Annotated in this window: 14 protein-coding genes; 5 read left to right on the top strand and 9 right to left on the bottom strand. The window is 68.6% G+C overall.

The annotated features are described in order from the left end of the window. The first annotated feature begins 3 nt into the window (after positions 1-3). Positions 4-648 carry a class I SAM-dependent methyltransferase gene (locus tag OG300_RS31330; protein ID WP_405487179.1) on the top strand — a complete coding sequence of 215 codons (645 nt, stop codon included), beginning with the start codon at positions 4-6 and terminating at the stop codon, positions 646-648. Positions 649-696: 48 nt separating this feature from the next. Here the strand turns inward: OG300_RS31330 and OG300_RS31325 are convergent, their stop codons facing one another. The 5 genes from OG300_RS31325 to OG300_RS31305 all read right to left on the bottom strand — a co-directional run bounded on the left by OG300_RS31325 (position 697) and on the right by OG300_RS31305 (position 6,074). Then, on the bottom strand, positions 697-981 hold the full coding sequence (locus tag OG300_RS31325; protein WP_405487177.1) for a YciI family protein: 285 nt from the start codon (positions 979-981) through the stop codon (positions 697-699). Between the two features lie 67 nt (positions 982-1,048). Beyond that, positions 1,049-1,909, bottom strand: coding sequence for a LysR family transcriptional regulator (locus OG300_RS31320; RefSeq protein ID WP_405487175.1), 861 nt, complete (start codon positions 1,907-1,909; stop codon positions 1,049-1,051). 28 nt (positions 1,910-1,937) lie between these two features. Next, positions 1,938-3,506: a phytoene desaturase family protein gene (locus tag OG300_RS31315; protein ID WP_405487173.1), complete on the bottom strand. Its 1,569-nt coding sequence runs from the start codon at positions 3,504-3,506 to the stop codon at positions 1,938-1,940. Between the two features lie 35 nt (positions 3,507-3,541). Beyond that, positions 3,542-5,077 (bottom strand): FAD-binding protein, encoded by a 1,536-nt coding sequence (locus OG300_RS31310; RefSeq protein WP_405487171.1) that lies wholly within the window; start codon positions 5,075-5,077, stop codon positions 3,542-3,544. Between the two features lie 97 nt (positions 5,078-5,174). Next, complete coding sequence (locus tag OG300_RS31305) at positions 5,175-6,074, bottom strand: NADP-dependent oxidoreductase (RefSeq protein WP_405487169.1); 900 nt, start codon at positions 6,072-6,074, stop codon at positions 5,175-5,177. A gap of 66 nt (positions 6,075-6,140) precedes the next feature. On the opposite strand from OG300_RS31305, the gene OG300_RS31300 reads away from it, so the two are divergent. Then, a complete protein-coding gene (locus tag OG300_RS31300; protein WP_405487167.1) occupies positions 6,141-6,578 on the top strand; it encodes a winged helix-turn-helix transcriptional regulator in 438 nt (145 codons plus the stop codon). A 6-nt stretch (positions 6,579-6,584) separates the two neighbouring features. On the opposite strand, the gene OG300_RS31295 is transcribed toward OG300_RS31300, so the two are convergent. The 3 genes from OG300_RS31295 to OG300_RS31285 all read right to left on the bottom strand — a co-directional run bounded on the left by OG300_RS31295 (position 6,585) and on the right by OG300_RS31285 (position 11,305). Beyond that, positions 6,585-7,223, bottom strand: a complete 639-nt coding sequence (locus OG300_RS31295) for a class I SAM-dependent methyltransferase (protein WP_405487165.1) — start codon at positions 7,221-7,223, stop codon at positions 6,585-6,587. Beyond that, positions 7,220-9,166: a DUF6301 family protein gene (locus tag OG300_RS31290; RefSeq protein ID WP_405487163.1), complete on the bottom strand. Its 1,947-nt coding sequence runs from the start codon at positions 9,164-9,166 to the stop codon at positions 7,220-7,222. Before OG300_RS31290 ends, OG300_RS31295 begins: the two co-directional genes overlap by 4 nt. Before the next feature lie 249 nt (positions 9,167-9,415). Next, positions 9,416-11,305 carry a CocE/NonD family hydrolase gene (locus OG300_RS31285; protein WP_405498754.1) on the bottom strand — a complete coding sequence of 630 codons (1,890 nt, stop codon included), beginning with the start codon at positions 11,303-11,305 and terminating at the stop codon, positions 9,416-9,418. A gap of 271 nt (positions 11,306-11,576) precedes the next feature. Between OG300_RS31285 and OG300_RS31280 the strand changes: the two genes are divergently transcribed. Beyond that, the gene (locus tag OG300_RS31280; RefSeq protein ID WP_405487161.1) at positions 11,577-12,638 is read left to right on the top strand and encodes an alpha/beta hydrolase; all 1,062 of its coding nucleotides are present in this window, start codon (positions 11,577-11,579) and stop codon (positions 12,636-12,638) included. On the opposite strand, the gene OG300_RS31275 is transcribed toward OG300_RS31280, so the two are convergent. Further along, on the bottom strand, positions 12,635-13,048 hold the full coding sequence (locus tag OG300_RS31275; protein WP_405487159.1) for a YbhB/YbcL family Raf kinase inhibitor-like protein: 414 nt from the start codon (positions 13,046-13,048) through the stop codon (positions 12,635-12,637). The genes OG300_RS31280 and OG300_RS31275 overlap by 4 nt on opposite strands. 39 nt (positions 13,049-13,087) lie before the next feature. Between OG300_RS31275 and OG300_RS31270 the strand changes: the two genes are divergently transcribed. After that, positions 13,088-13,456 carry a hypothetical protein gene (locus OG300_RS31270; protein ID WP_405487157.1) on the top strand — a complete coding sequence of 123 codons (369 nt, stop codon included), beginning with the start codon at positions 13,088-13,090 and terminating at the stop codon, positions 13,454-13,456. 42 nt (positions 13,457-13,498) lie between these two features. Beyond that, positions 13,499-14,521, top strand: a complete 1,023-nt coding sequence (locus tag OG300_RS31265) for a hypothetical protein (protein ID WP_405487155.1) — start codon at positions 13,499-13,501, stop codon at positions 14,519-14,521. The last annotated feature ends 115 nt before the right edge of the window (positions 14,522-14,636 follow it).

Here is a 14,636-nt window from a genome sequence, read left to right as displayed (position 1 = left end):
TGCATGAGCGACCAGCACGCGCACTGGCAGCACACCTATGACGCGCACCCCGGCATGTACGGGGTGGAGCCGTCGCAACCGGCGGTGTACGCGGCGCGGATCTTCCACGACGCCGGTGTGCGTGACGTGCTCGAACTGGGCGCGGGCCACGGCCGCGACGCGATCTACCTGGCCGAGAGCGGATTCCAGGTGACAGCAACCGATTTCAGCGCCGTCGCCCTGACCCAGCTGCGCGAGCGCGCGGAGGCCCGCGACCTCGGTGACCGGGTCCGCACCGTCGAACACGATGCCCGCCAGCCGATTCCACTGACCTACCGCAGCGTCGACGCCGTCTACGCCCACATGCTGCTGTGCATGAACCTCAGCACCCAGGAAATCCGCGACCTGCTCACCGAGATCCGCCGCGTCCTCAAACCCGGCGGCGTCTTCGTCTACACCGTCCGCACCGTCGAGGACCCGCATTTCGGCGCGGGCCGCGCGCTCGGCGACGACATCTACGAGAACGACGGCTTCGCCGTCCACTTCTTCTCACCCGCGCTGGTGGACACACTGTCGTCGGGTTGGGCGCTGCGCGAACGTGTTTCCTTCGCCGAAGGCGACCTCCCCCGTCGGCTCTACCGGGTCACGCAGACGCTCCCGTCGCGCTGAGCACCACCACGATCTCCGCCGCTGGGACGCCGAGCACGGCCCCTTGGACTAGGCGGCGATCTGCGGGAGCACCGAGCGGGTGGGTTGGAATTCGGTGATGGTGTAGTCGGCCAAGCCTTCTCGATGGAAGGGGTCTTCGGTGGTGATGCGTTCGATGGTGGGGCGGTCGACGCCCCGGGCGAGGATCAGGCCGCCGGTGCGGGGGAGTTTGCGGCCGGTCAGGAGGAACGTGCCGTCGGCCAGGTGGCGGTCAATGTAGGCGTAGTGCTCGGGGAGGTAGGTGTCGAGGGTTTCCAGGGCGCCGGGGCGGTAGGTGATATCGAGAATGAACATGGGGCAAGCCAACTCCGGCGGCGGCGGGGCGTCCACGAGGCTGTGCCTTGCGGTGGTGAGGAGGTGGCTAAGGGTGGAGGTCCGCGGCCAGCTGGGGGAGGGCCAAGTGGCGGGTGTCACGTGGGAATACCAGGGCGAAAAGGGTTTTCGGCGGGTTCGTCGACAGTGGTCGCCAGGTGAGGTTGGGGTCGGCGGTGCTGTCGCGTTCCGGGCGTAGGGCGACGCAATCGACGTCGGAGGCCAAGGCTGCCACGGTGATCGGACGGCGGGCGGTGGTGATCCGGAGCTCGGGCTCCCAGCCGTTGCGGCGGCAGTGGTGCAGTACGGCGTCGTGGTAGCCGGGGGCGAGGTCGCGGCGGAACCAGAGCAGGTGCTGGTCGTGCAGTGCGGACCAGTCGATTGTCGGCAGTGCGGCGAGGTGGTGGGTGCGGGCCATGAGGATGCCGAGTGGTTCTTCGCTGACCAAGCTCACCGTCAGGTCCTCGGCGTCGATGGGCAGGGAGATGATCCCGGCATCGAGAACGCCCTTGCGTAGCAGGGGAAGTTGCGATTCCGTGGGCAGGTCCTGGAACTCGATGGTGGCGCCCGCGTGGCGGGCGGCCGTGGTGAGCCGGGCGGGGAGATCGCCGGGAACTCCCGCGGGTACTCCGATTGTCAGGGTCGGATTCGCGGCGGCGGCCGCCACCGCGCGCTGACCCCGGTCCACCGCCGCGAGTGCTACCCGGGCTTCGGGCAGCAGCGCTCGTCCGGCAGCGGTAATCGCCATTCCGGCTGCCGAGCGTTCGAACAGGGTCGCGCCCAATTCCTTTTCCAGCAAACGGATCTGCTGACTCAGGGATGGTGAGCGCAAGCCCAGACCCTCGGCGGCGCGGGTGAGGTTTCCTTCCTCCGCCACCGCGCAGAAGTAGCGCAGCTGTCGCAATTCCATTCGGTCAGCCAATCAGAGAGATGAGCAGTCAGGTCAGGTCGAGGACGGCCATGGCGGCGTTGTGGCCGCCGATGCCGCTGACTCCGCCGCCTCGCACCGCGCCCGCGCCGCACAGCAGAATGTTGCGGTGGCCGGTGGCGACGCCCCAGCGGGCGGCGGGGCTGTCGTCGGTGTCGGCGCGATAGGGAAAGCTCAAGTCCGCGTGGAAGATATGGCCGCCGGGGAGGCCGACTTCCTGTTCGAGTTCGACCGGGGTGCGGGCTTCCAAGCAGGGGTTGCCGTCGGCGTCGATGGCCAGGCAGTCGCGGATCGGTTCGGCCAGGACCGCGTCCAGTTGAGCGAGAGTGGCGTCGACCAGGCGGTTCTTCACACCCTGTGGATCATTGTGGAAAAGTCTTGCGGGCGTGTGCAATCCGAACAGCGTCAGGGTGTGGTAGCCCTGCTCGATCAAGGCGGGGGAGAGGATCGACGGGTCGGTCAGGGTGTGGCAGTAGATCTCCGATGGCGGCGCGGTGGGGAGCTGACCGGCGGCGGCCTGCTGGTAAGCGTGATCCAGCTGGGTGGCGGATTCGGCGATGTGGAAGGTCCCGGCGAAAGCCGTGCGGGGATCCACGGTCGGGTCGAGCAGTTTCGGCAACCGAGTAAGCAGCATGTTGATCTTCAACTGTGCGCCTTCGGGTTTGACGCCGGACTCGCCCAGCAGGCGTGACAGTTCGTAGGGTGCGGCGTTCACCAAGACGTATCGGGCCGAGGCCGTTCCCGTGCGGTCTCCGGCGGTGAAGCCGATTTCGGCTGTGCTGCCATCGGTTTCGATGTTGTCGACCGTGCAACCGGTGACGATCTCCGCCCCTGCGGCGCGGGCAGCGTCGGCCAGGGCATCGGTCAGCGCACCCATGCCGCCGACCGGGACGTCCCAGTCGCCGGTGCCGCCGCCGATCACGTGATACAGAAAGCACCTGTTCTGCAACAGGGACGGGTCATGGGCATGGGTGAAGGTGCCGATCAGCGCATCGGTGAGTACCACCCCGCGCACCGTGTCGTCGGTGAAGGCGGCCTCGACCGTTTCCCCCAGCGGCCGTTCGAATATCGCGTCCCAGGCGACGGAATCATCGATGGCGCCGCGCAATTCGTCGCGAGTGGGCAGCGGCTCGGTGAGCGTCGGGAAGACCCGCTCGGCGAGCTGCCCGGTCATCGCGTAGAACCGTTGCCACGCTCGGAAATCCCGCTCCGAACCGGTCACCCGCGCGAAGCTGGCGCGGGTGTCGGACTCGGATCCGTTGTCGACCAGCAGCCCACCGCCACCGACCGGCGTGTAGGAGGAGATGCGCCGCTTCCGGGTTTCGAAGCGCAGCCCCAGGTCTCGCACAATGCGGTCGGGCAACAGGCTGACCAGGTACGAGTACCGCGACAGGCGAGCGTCGATACCCGGGAACACCCGCTCGGACACCGCCGCGCCGCCGGTGCGGTCCCGGCTCTCGAGCACCAGCACCGAGCGCCCGGCCCGCGCCAGGTACGCGGCGGCGACCAATCCATTGTGGCCGCCGCCCACCACGATCACGTCGTACCCGGTCTGCCCGGGCGCACCAGCTCGCGTCATCCGCCCATCGCATCACATGATGGGCGACGGGTCCGCTACTTCGCGCTCATGTCGAGTGCGGCCAGGTGGCTGAACAGCACCGATGCGCCGATCGGGTTGCCGCCGCCGGGGTAGACGGTGCCGCTGACCGCGGCCATGGTGTTGCCCGCCGCGTACAGGCCGGGGATCACCTCGCCCGCTTCGTCCAATACCCGCGCCGCGGTATCGGTGCGCAGACCGCCCTTGGTGCCGAGGTCGGAGATGCCGAAGGCGGCGGCGTGGAAGGGGCCGGTCACGATCGGGGCCAGCGGGGATTCACCGTTGGAGAAGGCGCGGTCGTAGGCCTCGTCGCCGCGGCCGAAATCATCGTCCTCGCCCGTGGCGGCGAACTCGTTGAAGCGGGCCACGGTCGCCACCAGAGCGGCTGCGGGAACACCGATTTCGGCCGCCAGACCCTCGAGGGTGTCGGCGGTCTTCCACAGCCCGGCCGCCACGTACTTCTCGGTTTCCACCATCGGCACATTGCTGGCCTTGATGGGCGGCACCGCGCCCTCGGAGTCGTCGTAGACCATCCAGAACGGGAGGGTCGCCGACCCGTCCTCGAGATGCTCGATGATGTCGCGGCCGAGCCGGTCGTAGGGCGCGGACTCGTTGACGAACCGCTCACCGGCCTGGTTGACGAAGATGCCGCCGGTGAACCACAGCGCGAACGCGGCCCGCCCGTCCGGATGCACCAGCCCGGGCGACCACCACGCCTGATCCATCAGATCGGTGTCCGCACCCGCCGCGATTCCCGCTTCGTGCGCCTTGCCCTGATTTCCCCACGGCCCCATGGTGTCTCGCGCCACGCCCGGAACCCCGTAGCGGGTGCGCAGTTCGTCGTTGCCCTCGAAACCGCCCGCCGCCAGCAGCACGCCGCGCCGCGCCCGAATGGCGACCCGCTGCCCGTCGCGTTCGACGATGGCGCCGGTCACCGCACCGTCCTCGACCACCAACTCCACCAGCGGCGAGTTCAGATACAGCGAGGCGTTGGGCAGCTTGGACAGTCCGAGCAGGAAGCGCCCGATCAGGGCGCGCCCGCCGATCAGATAGTCCGGCTGCGGTTCCCCGTTGCGGTCGACGCCCAGCGGCCCGCGCACCGAGGCACTGAGCTCGCCGAGCTTCTTGGCGGCCAGCGGCGCGGGAATGATATGGCGGTTGCCGTCGAGCCGGGCCTTGGGCGCGCGGCCGAAGTAGTCCGGCCACGGGAACGCCTGGAACTTGAAAGCCTCGTCCTGCTCCAGGTATTCGATGACGTCCGAACCCCGGCGCACATAGGTTTCCTGCAGGTCCGCGGGCGTCCGATCGCCGACGACGGCGCGGAAGTAGGTGAGCGCGTCCTCGATGGTGTCGTCGACTCCGGCCCGCCGCAGCACCGGATTCACCGGGAACCACACGCCGCCGCCACCCGAATACGAGGTGGTGCCGCCGAACTTCTCGGTGGCCTCCACCACCGCCACGGTCAGTCCCTCCCGGGCCGCCGTGTAGGCCCCGGCCAGGCCGCCGCCCGAACCGGCCACCAGGACATCGACTTCTTCGTTCCAGTCCGTCACCGTATTCACTCCCTGAAAAAGACGAGATCTCACCGGTGACGGTAGGTGTCCGTGGCCCGCCGCGCATCCACCATCCCGATGGCCGGATGCCGCCGGATCAGTCCGCCCAGGTGGTGAGCACGATCTTGCCGCGCACCCGGCCGGATTCGCTGAGCTTGTGCGCTTCGACGACATCGGCGATCGACAGCACCCGCTCCACCTCCACCCGCAGCTTCCCGGACTCGATCAGCGGCGTGATCTCGCGCAGGTCCGCACCGGAGACCTGCACGTAGTGCCGGTGGTAGCGGGGATCGTCGATCGGCTCGCCCTGCGCGTCGACGACGCGACCGTCCGGGCGCAGCACCGCGAGCGAGCGGACGGAATAGTCGCCGCCGACCAGATCGTAGGCCAGATCGATATCGGCGACGGCGGTGGTGAAATCCGTTGTGGTGTAGTCGATCAGCTCGTTCGCGCCGAGCTCGCGCAGGAACTCGTGATTGGCGGCGCGGGCGGTGCCGATCACGTGAGCGCCTGCGGCGGAGGCGATCTGGACCGCCAGATGCCCGACACCACCGGCGGCGGCGTGGATCAGCACCCGGTCGCCGGGGCGGACCTCGGTCAGCGCCTGCCACGCGGTGAGCACCGCGGTCGGCAGTGCGGCGGCGTGCACGTGATCGAGCGTCGCGGGCTTGGGCGCCAGCGCCGCCACGGGCACCACCACGTATTCGGCGTACGCGCCGTCGCGGCTGAGCACCATGCCGAAAACCTCGTCACCGACGCCGAATTCGGTGACACCCTCGCCGAGTTCGCGCACCGTGCCGGAGAAGTCGAAGCCGAGGGTGAACGGCGGTGGACCCAGCACGGTGACCGCGCCGGAACGCAGTTTCCAATCCGCCGGATTCACTCCGCTCGCGGCCACCCGCACCAGTACCTCGCCGGGCGCGGGCTGTGGAATCGGCACCTCCACGGTCTCGAGGACATCCGGGCCGCCGATGCTTCGCTGACTGATCGCTTTCATGTTCTCGATCCTGCGCCGAGTAGTATCGAATCGGAAGAAGGCACTCTTTTGATCCCGAGGTTCCCGATGGATACCGCCCCTGAACTGCTGCAAGAGAATTGGTTCGAGTCCGGAAATCTGGTCGAGGACTATCTGGAGCGCTGCCCCGCCCGCGATGTGCTCGCGGTGCTGGCCGACAAGTGGGTGCTGCTGGTGCTGGGCACCCTGCGCGCGGCCGACGGTCCCGTCCGCTTCAACGAGCTGCGTCGCCGCCTGGACGGCATCACCCAGAAGGTGCTCACCCGCACCCTGCGCGCACTCGAACGCGACGGCCTGGTGCGCCGCACCGTCTATCCGACGGTGCCGCCCCGGGTCGAGTACGCCCTCACCGAACTCGGCGCGGACCTGGGGCGCATCACGCATGTCATGGGCCTGTGGGCCGTCCAGCATTCCGGTGAGATCGCCTTGTCCAGAAGCGAATTCGACGAGCGAGCGGCCCGCGAACCGGAACCGCTCAGCTCCTGACCGGGTCTACTCCCGGACCGCCAGCAGATACCCGTGCGGCGTGCGCTCGTCGGGCTGGGCCTCGCGCGTCATCGTCGCCATCACCCGGAACCCGTTGCCGCCCAGCAGTTCTCCCAGCGTCGCCGGAGCCCAGCGGTAGGCCGGAGCCACCTTGTGGTCGTACTCGGTGACCCCGATCGGGTCATCGGCGGCTTGGAAGCCCAGCAGCACATGCCCGCCGGGCCGCACCACCCGGCCGAATTCGGTCAGGACCGTGGGAATCCGCTCCGGCGGCGTGTGAATGATCGAGTACCAGGCCACGATTGCGTCCAGCGCCCCATCCTCGAACGCGAGCTGCTCCATCGGGCCGACCTCGAACTCGAGGTCCGGGTATGCCGCGCGGGCGAGCCGGATCATCTCCGGCGACAGGTCACTGCCCGAGACCCGCAGCCCGGCCTCGGCGAGGTGCGCCGCCACCCGCCCGGGCCCGCAACCGACCTCGATGACCTGACCGTTTCCATTGTCCCGCACGGCTTCCGCGAAGAGTCCGAGGATCGCGCGATCGTAGGCATTGGCCTCCAGCTGCCGATGAACGAGCCCGGCGTAGCGTTCGGCGACCGAGTCGTAGGCCGACCGGGTGGTGCGCATGTCTTCGCTGTCGATCATGCCTCGACAGTAGTGTCCGGGGCCGCCTCCGGCACCGTCCCGATGGCACCCGTGGACGGTGAGCGCACCGGCTGATCGTCACCGTTCAGCAGCACCCGCACCCGGGTGTCCGGTCGCATCAGGGTCTGGAGCGGCCACACCGCCAGCTGTGCCAGTCGGCGCAGGTCCCGGGGCAGTGCGGGCAGCTCGAGATCGTTGCGCCACAACGGATATCGACCGTCGGGCTGCTGCCAGCCGTCGCGCAGCATGAGCGTCAGCACGCGCGGCCGCAGCGCCCGGGAGGTCGCGGTCGACAGTTCCAGCCGCAGCGTGTCCCCGTCCCGGTCGATGCGCGAACGATGCTCCTCCCCGGCGTCGATGGTGAGCTGCCCGGCCGCCGCGAGCCCACCGGCCAGCGCCGCCAGATCGTCGAAGAACTGCCGCCACTCCCGTTCGCGCGCCCGATGCGCGGTCTGCTGCTGCTCGATGATGAGGCGGCGCTCGCGTTCGGCCGGATTCACCAGGTACAGCTCGACGGTGTCGGCCTCGGCGACCAGACCCAGGTTCAACCGGGTGCTCGGCCAGCCGGGTCCGTGCGCCTGCCCGAGCACCAGGTGCCGGGTATCGCCGAACTCGGTGTGGAAGGCGTCGGCGGCGCGGGCGTGCGCCGCGGTGCGCTGCTCGCGGACCTCCTCGGGCAGCCCTTCGTCGTAGAGGAACGATTCGATGCTGTCGCTGACCGTGACCGCCACCGACTCCAGTCGGTCTCCGTCGAACAGGAACCGGGCGCGCGGATCATCCACCTGCAGTGTGGTTTCGGCCCACACCGTGCGTTGACCGGTGTCGTCGTCGTGCACCGGTTTCCAGCCGACGATCGCGGCGAAGCGGTCCAGGTCCGCGCGCGTCCAGGTCCAGTCGAAGGCGCGGGCCGCGCGGGCGATCTCGATGCCGGCCGGGACATCCACCCGCAGCGGTCCGGCGTCGAATTCGTAGGCGCTGTGGCGGCGCAGGAATTCGGCCCGCTGGCCGCGCGAGGTCGGGTGCAGGGCGATGCCGAGCGGCGCGACGTCCAGATCCGCGCCGCCCACCACCCAGGCGTCGGCGACCAGTTCGGTGGCGGCCGCGACGCCCACGGTCCGGAAGGTGTCGACGACGCGCTGGGCCAGCACACTGTGCGCGACGGTGCCCGCGCGGCGCGGCAGCGTGCGCCACCAGTTCGCCTCGCGCGGCGGCGTCCAGCCCAGTTCCGCGAGCCGCTGGTCGGTCGGCGCGTCGTATCTCCAGGTGGGGTCGATGAATTCGCTGCGCGCGAGTTCCCCGGTCAGCTGGGTCTGGTCGGCGGTGAACTGGATGAACCGGCTCCCGGCCGCGGTGATGACGAGGTGCCCGTCGGCGGGCAGCGTCTGCAGGTAGTCCGCGAGCTGTTCGGCGAATCGGCCCCAGCCGCCCGCGGCGGTGCGGCGATGCGCGGCCTCGTGGCGGCGGTCCATCCAATAGCGTTGTGTGGTCGGGTTGACCAGCAGCAGGTCGACGGTGTCGACGCCGATGGTCAAGCCCGCGAACAGGTTCGGGAAGCGCCACGACATGCCCTCGGCGGGTCCGGCGTCGGTGCTCTCGGGTTCACCCCAGTGTTCGGTGAGGGCGGCGGTGGCGCGGGTCAGGCCGTCGCGCAGCAGGGCGGGCCCGCCGAAGTCGCCGGGTGCGGGGCAGTCCGAAATCGTCACGCGCACATGGTCGAGGCCGCGTTCGCCGCCCCAGAACATGGCCGAATCCCACCACACGCCCAGTCCGGTGCGGGAGAAGACGGGGCCGTTGCGCAGCGTGCCGACCGGTTGCGGGGTACTCCAGCCCGCCCGGCGGGCGAATTCGGTGATATTGCCCGATCCCCAACGCCACCCGAACCCCGCTGCCGCCCTGACGATCTGGACCGCACCCGCGGTGTCGACCCGTACCTCGAAACCCACTCAGCGACAGTAACTCTGTTTGCGGTTCGGCGGCGCGCCCTTGCCGGGGCGGAATTCGATTCCGGACGAAACGGTCAGGCAGTGCTGGACACCTGCCCGGACGGGCGGACAGCAGCGGCCTGTGAACGATCAACTATTGTGGACGGCGGCCTGGGCTTCCCCACGGGGCGGACAACCTTGGGAAGCCCGGCCACAGCATTCTCCCCGCCCACTGCCTGCGGGAATCCCACTGTCTTCCTGCGGAATCCCTCAGTGCGACTGCGGGAATTCGGAACTGCCGCGATCCCCGCCCGGAATCACCGGAAGCACCAGCGCCGAGGGATGTTCGGCATCGTGATAGATGGTCTGCGACGCGATCTGCGCATTCGTGTTCTGGCCGAACGGATCACCGGTATTCGGATTCGGCGCGAATTGCGGGAAGTCACTGCTGGAGACCTCCAGACGAATCCGATACCCCGCCTGCACCAGATAGCTGGTCGGCCAGATATCGATGGTGTAGCGGGTGGGCTGTCCGGGCACGATCGGCGTGGGATGTTCGAGCGAATCCCGGTACGCGGCGCGAATGATGCCGTTGTTCAGGTTGATCGACGATCCGTCCGGTGCGAGCGCCACCACCTTCGCGGTGAAATCGGTGTCGGTCGCCGATGACGCGGCCCACAGCGTCAGCTTCATCGGGCCGGTGAGTTCGGTGTCGGAGGTCATCGGCGCGGTCGTGTAGGTGAGCACGTCCGAGCGCTGCTCCACCACGAATTGATCCACCGGCCCCTGCGGTCCGGCGTTCGCGCCGCAGCAGGAGTGCCCGCCCGCACTCGGCACCGGATCGGCGGGGTCGTAGTCGTAGGCGTCCGGGGCCTGCGGGTCCTTGGGCGCGTCGGCCTTCAACTGCCCGACCCGGCCCGCCACCCCGTTGCCGCCGTTGCCGGACAGGTAATAGGTGGTCCAGTTGGTATTCGGCAACGGCCACGCGGTCGAGGACTTCCAGGTGTTCGCACCCATCAGGAAATAGTCGACGCGCGGTGACCCGGAAACGTTGTTGTCCTTGCCCTTCAGGAAATGGTCGTACCAGCTGAGCATGAGATCGTTGATCGGGCTGTTGCCCGGTTCCCCCGCCGCCGCCAGCATCGGCGTCTCGACTCCGCTGCCCGGCCGCCCCCACCCGACGTGATCCCACGGGCCCAGTACCAAGCGCTGATGCTGCCGCGCCTCGGGCGTACCGCCCTGCGCGACCATGCCGCTGAAATTCTCGGTGCCGCCCGCGAGGAACGCGTCGTACCAGCCTTCGAAATCCAGTACCGGCACCTTCACATTCGAGTAGCGGTCCCGAATGCTCCACTGCTTCCAGTAGTCGTCGCGGCTGGAATGCCGGAGCCAGTCGTAGAACCACGGCGCGACCGCCGGATTCTCCGGGTGCAGCGGCGGAAACTGCTGGTAGGGGCGGTAACCCAGCCAGCGGGTGTAGTTCGCGGCGTCACTGGTCAACTGTTTCGCGGTGGCGGTGTCGCCGCGATTGACCGCGGCGGTGGCGCCGATGGTCTCCATCGCCCACGGTTCGACGAAGGCCAGCCGGAACGCGCCGCCCTCGTAATTCCAGCCGTCGTAGTAGTCGGAGGCGGTATTGGCCGGAACGATGGTGGTCAGGTGCGGTGGCGCGCCGACGGCGGCGAGCCATTGCGTCGCACCGACATACGACGAGCCGTACATGCCGACCTTGCCGCTGGACCCCGGTAGCGACGCCGCCCACTCCACCGAGTCGTAGCCGTCGGTCATATCGTTGCCGAACTCGGTGAAGGTGCCGCTCGAAGCGCCCTGACCTCGAATGTCCTGTACCACCACCAGATAGCAGTGCGAGGCGAACCAGTCCGGTGTCTGATAGCGGAAGGGCTGGATCTGGGCCGCGGTCTTGCCGTACTGGGTGCGCATCAGGATCACCGGGACCGGGTCGTTCGTCTTCGGTCGGTACACATCGGCTTTCAGCACGGTCCCGTCGCGCATGGTGGCGGGCACGTTGTCCTGCTTGCCGACCGCGCAGTCACCGCGACCGGAGGTGGGCGGCCAGCTGGGCGCGGCCTGCGTCGCGCTCCCGGGCGACCCGCCCGAACCGCAGCCGCCCGCGACCAAGGCCACCGCCGCCCCCACCACACCGATGCGCGCAATGCGCGAGCGTCCCACCCGGTTCCGCGTCATTGATCGACGGTATCCCACACGCCGCGTTGACCAGCGTGGATGAACCAATTCACGATCAATCCGCAAATATTTAGCAACAAAATCACAGCCGCGTCCGATACATCCTTCGAGCGAGCGCGACGACGGTAACTGCCACCGTCGTCGTGCCCGCTTACTTCCGGTTCGGGGACCGGATCCGGAAAGCCCTGCGGCTCTACGGCCGCTCGACCGAAAGGATCGTCGATCCATGAGATCGATTCGCGGTAGATCGAATTCGCAGGACACCGCCGACGGGTGGCTACGACGGGCGGTGCTGGTGGTCGCGCTGGCGTTGCTGGCTCCCCTCGGCATCGCCGTGGCGGGCGGCGGCGCGACAGCAGCCGCGGCCTTCAACCCCGCCGCCTTCGACTTCTGGGTCGACTCCCCGAGCATGGGGCCGATCAAGACCCGGGTGATGCGCGCGGCCGACGGCAACACCAACCGGGTCGTCTACGCCCTCGACGGCATGCGGGCCCGCGAGGACCTCAGCGGCTGGGAGATCGAGACCAGTGTCGCCGAAACCCTCGCCAGCTGGAACATCAACGTGGTCATGCCCGTTGGCGGTCAGTCCAGCTGGTACGCCGACTGGAACGCGCCCAGCTCCTTCTTCGGCATCCCGCCCGGCACCGGTTCGGCCAACACCGGATCCGGCGCCACCGACGCGCTCTCCGGCGGCCCCGGCAAGAGCTACCGGTACACCTGGGAAAGCTTCCTCAGCCAGGACCTGCGCTGGGCACTGCGAGATCGCCTGGGCTTCAACCCCAATCGCAACGGTGTCTTCGGCCTGTCCACCGGCGGCAGCGCCGCGCTGACCTTGGCCGCCTACCACCCCGACCAGTTCAGCTTCGCGGGCTCGTTCTCCGGCTATCTGAACAATTCCGCCCCCGGCATGCGAGAGGCCATCCGCGTGGGCATGATCGAGGCGGGCGGCTACAACGTCGACTCGATGGCCCCGCCGTGGGGACCGCAGTGGCTGCACATGGACCCGTTCGTGTTCGCGCCGAACCTGGTGAACAACAACACCCGCGTGTACATCGCCGCCGCCAGCGGCCGCCCCGGCGCCACCGACGGACCGAATTTCGGCACCGTCAACGGCATGGCGCTGGAAGCCCTGGCGCTGGTCAACACCCGTGCCTTCCAGGTGCGCATGTCCAGTCTCGGCGCTACCAATGTCGCGTATTCGTTCCCGGACTTCGGAATTCACGCCTGGAACACCTGGCAGGACGAAGCCAACCGGATGCTGCCGGATCTCTCGGCGAGTATCGGCTAGCGCTCGTAGCTTCCGGTCAGCTTGCCGCGCGCCAGCACATGACCGTCGATGGCCTTCAGGACGCCCGCGAGGGTGGCGTCCGGGCCGAGACCGGCGGGGCGGTCGAGGGCGAAGAGCTGGAAGACGTAGCGGTGCGGGCCGTGCCCGGGGATCGGGCGCGGCCCGGCGTAGCCGCGGCGGCCGAAAGCACCTGTGCCGATGCGGATCTCGCGGTGGTCGGTGGTGGCATCCAGTGCGGATTCGGCCAGGGCGGTCGTGGTGGGCGGAATTCCGGTGACGACCGCGACGACACCCCTGCCCACCGCCGCCCCGCCCGCACCCGCCCCTTCACCCCCGAAGACCAGGCCCTCCAACACGACGGCCGCGCCCGCTACCGCGACCTCGCCCGCACCCTCGACACCTCTGAACACCTGGTCCGCCGCCACCTCGACGCCCTCGTCCGCCGCGGAATGCTCAGCTTCCGAACCGATTTCACCCGCCCCGAAGCCGGCTGGCCCACCGAATACATCCTCTGGCTGGCGGCACCCCCCGAGGATCTCGCAACCATCGGCCGCGATCTCTCCACCTGGCCCGAAACCCGAATCTGCCTCTCGGTGGTCGGCCGAGCCAACCTCCTGCTCATGACCCAGACCCACCACCCCACCCACCTCCACCCGCTACTGACCCGCCTCGCCACGAGTCATCCCGAAGCGGCGGTGGTCGACCAGCGCCTCATCCTGCGCCCCATCAAATCCTGGGGCCGCCTCCTCGACCGGTCCGGCCAAGCCGCTGCCGTGGTTCCCGTAAACCCCTGGGCCGCAACCACAACCGACGAATAGCCGTCCTATGAATACGTCGGACCCCGCAGTTACGCTGCGGCCGTGAGTGATTTGCGCAACCAGACCGACGCCGAACGCCGAGCGATGGACCAAGAGCTCGACGCCTGGTGGAAACGCAACTGGGGCCGCCGAGTCGACCTCGGCGCGTTCGCGACCGCGCTGCCCCTCGTGCTGGAGGCGGAACTCGCCCCCTGGTCGAATGCCGCCCTGGAATCAGCTCTCGCCGCTGTCGGCTGGCCCGCCCACGCATCGAGCGAACTCGCCGTCGCCGCCGACGACTGTCTGCTCTTCGCCCGGCGCGAGCCGGAGACCGGCGATCCATTCGGTGAATTCCGAAGCCTGGACCTGTATTACAGCCGCCCGGACCAGGACCGTGATGCCGCCTTCGTCACCGCCCTGGCCCACTGCGTCCAACTGCTCGGCACCCCCGACCTGGTCGGAGGCTCGGAGGCGCGGGCGATCTGGCATCGCCCCACCACCATCGTGACCCTGGTCCGCCGACTCCGACCGGGCGGCGTCCACCTGCGGATCGAATCGAGACCAGCCCGCGAGACCAAAGACGACCACGCCTGGCAGACAGGCGAATACCGTCCCACCCTCACCTGGCTGGCCTGGCCCGACGAATCCCGCCACCACGACATCGGCCCCCTCGGCTACAAGGAACCAGACGCCCTCACCCTCGAAGCCTTCGAGCACAACCTCGACACCGTCTTCAACTCCCTCTCCTGGGACCTCCCCGTCCTCTACCCCCACGCCACCAACGTCATCTGGCAACTGACAGCCCGATCCAGCGGCGACTGGCTGGCCCACGGCTGGTTCTGCGCCTACGCCGCCCACCACCTCGAAATCCGCACCGACGGTGACCCTCTCGAACAGACCTACCCCCACGGCCCCAACTCCGGCCGAGAAATAGCCACCCAAGTGAAGGCCGCCGTCACCGCCGCCGGAATCACCTCCCCTGAGCAACTCGGCTTCGAAGCCTGGATGTCCCCCGAACCCCAAGCCCTCCAAGCCTTCCGCCTCGGCCTCCAGTGGTCCGACGAGGAACCCGACGACGTGGAGTGACAGCCGAGCGTCGAACATCGCCTCAGCGCGGTCGCAGCTAGCTTTACTATTTGGTAAATGTGCTCGACTGCCATCCAGCTCGTGACGTGTAGAAACAAGTCAAGGCTGTAGTTTT

It is taken from the genome of Nocardia sp. NBC_00511 (assembly GCF_045161165.1).
GTDB lineage: Bacteria > Actinomycetota > Actinomycetes > Mycobacteriales > Mycobacteriaceae > Nocardia.
This window is presented reverse-complemented; position numbering and strand designations above follow the sequence as displayed.

What these genes read in the sequence shown, in the direction of transcription:
- OG300_RS31330 (WP_405487179.1), top strand. Translation starts at nt 4, where the DNA reads ATGAGCGACCAGCACGCGCACTGGCAGCACACCTATGACGCGCACCCC.
- OG300_RS31325 (WP_405487177.1), bottom strand. Translation starts at nt 981, where the DNA reads ATGTTCATTCTCGATATCACCTACCGCCCCGGCGCCCTGGAAACCCTC.
- OG300_RS31320 (WP_405487175.1), bottom strand. Translation starts at nt 1,909, where the DNA reads ATGGAATTGCGACAGCTGCGCTACTTCTGCGCGGTGGCGGAGGAAGGA.
- OG300_RS31315 (WP_405487173.1), bottom strand. Translation starts at nt 3,506, where the DNA reads ATGACGCGAGCTGGTGCGCCCGGGCAGACCGGGTACGACGTGATCGTG.
- OG300_RS31305 (WP_405487169.1), bottom strand. Translation starts at nt 6,074, where the DNA reads ATGAAAGCGATCAGTCAGCGAAGCATCGGCGGCCCGGATGTCCTCGAG.
- OG300_RS31300 (WP_405487167.1), top strand. Translation starts at nt 6,141, where the DNA reads ATGGATACCGCCCCTGAACTGCTGCAAGAGAATTGGTTCGAGTCCGGA.
- OG300_RS31295 (WP_405487165.1), bottom strand. Translation starts at nt 7,223, where the DNA reads ATGATCGACAGCGAAGACATGCGCACCACCCGGTCGGCCTACGACTCG.
- OG300_RS31280 (WP_405487161.1), top strand. Translation starts at nt 11,577, where the DNA reads ATGAGATCGATTCGCGGTAGATCGAATTCGCAGGACACCGCCGACGGG.
- OG300_RS31270 (WP_405487157.1), top strand. Translation starts at nt 13,088, where the DNA reads ATGCTCAGCTTCCGAACCGATTTCACCCGCCCCGAAGCCGGCTGGCCC.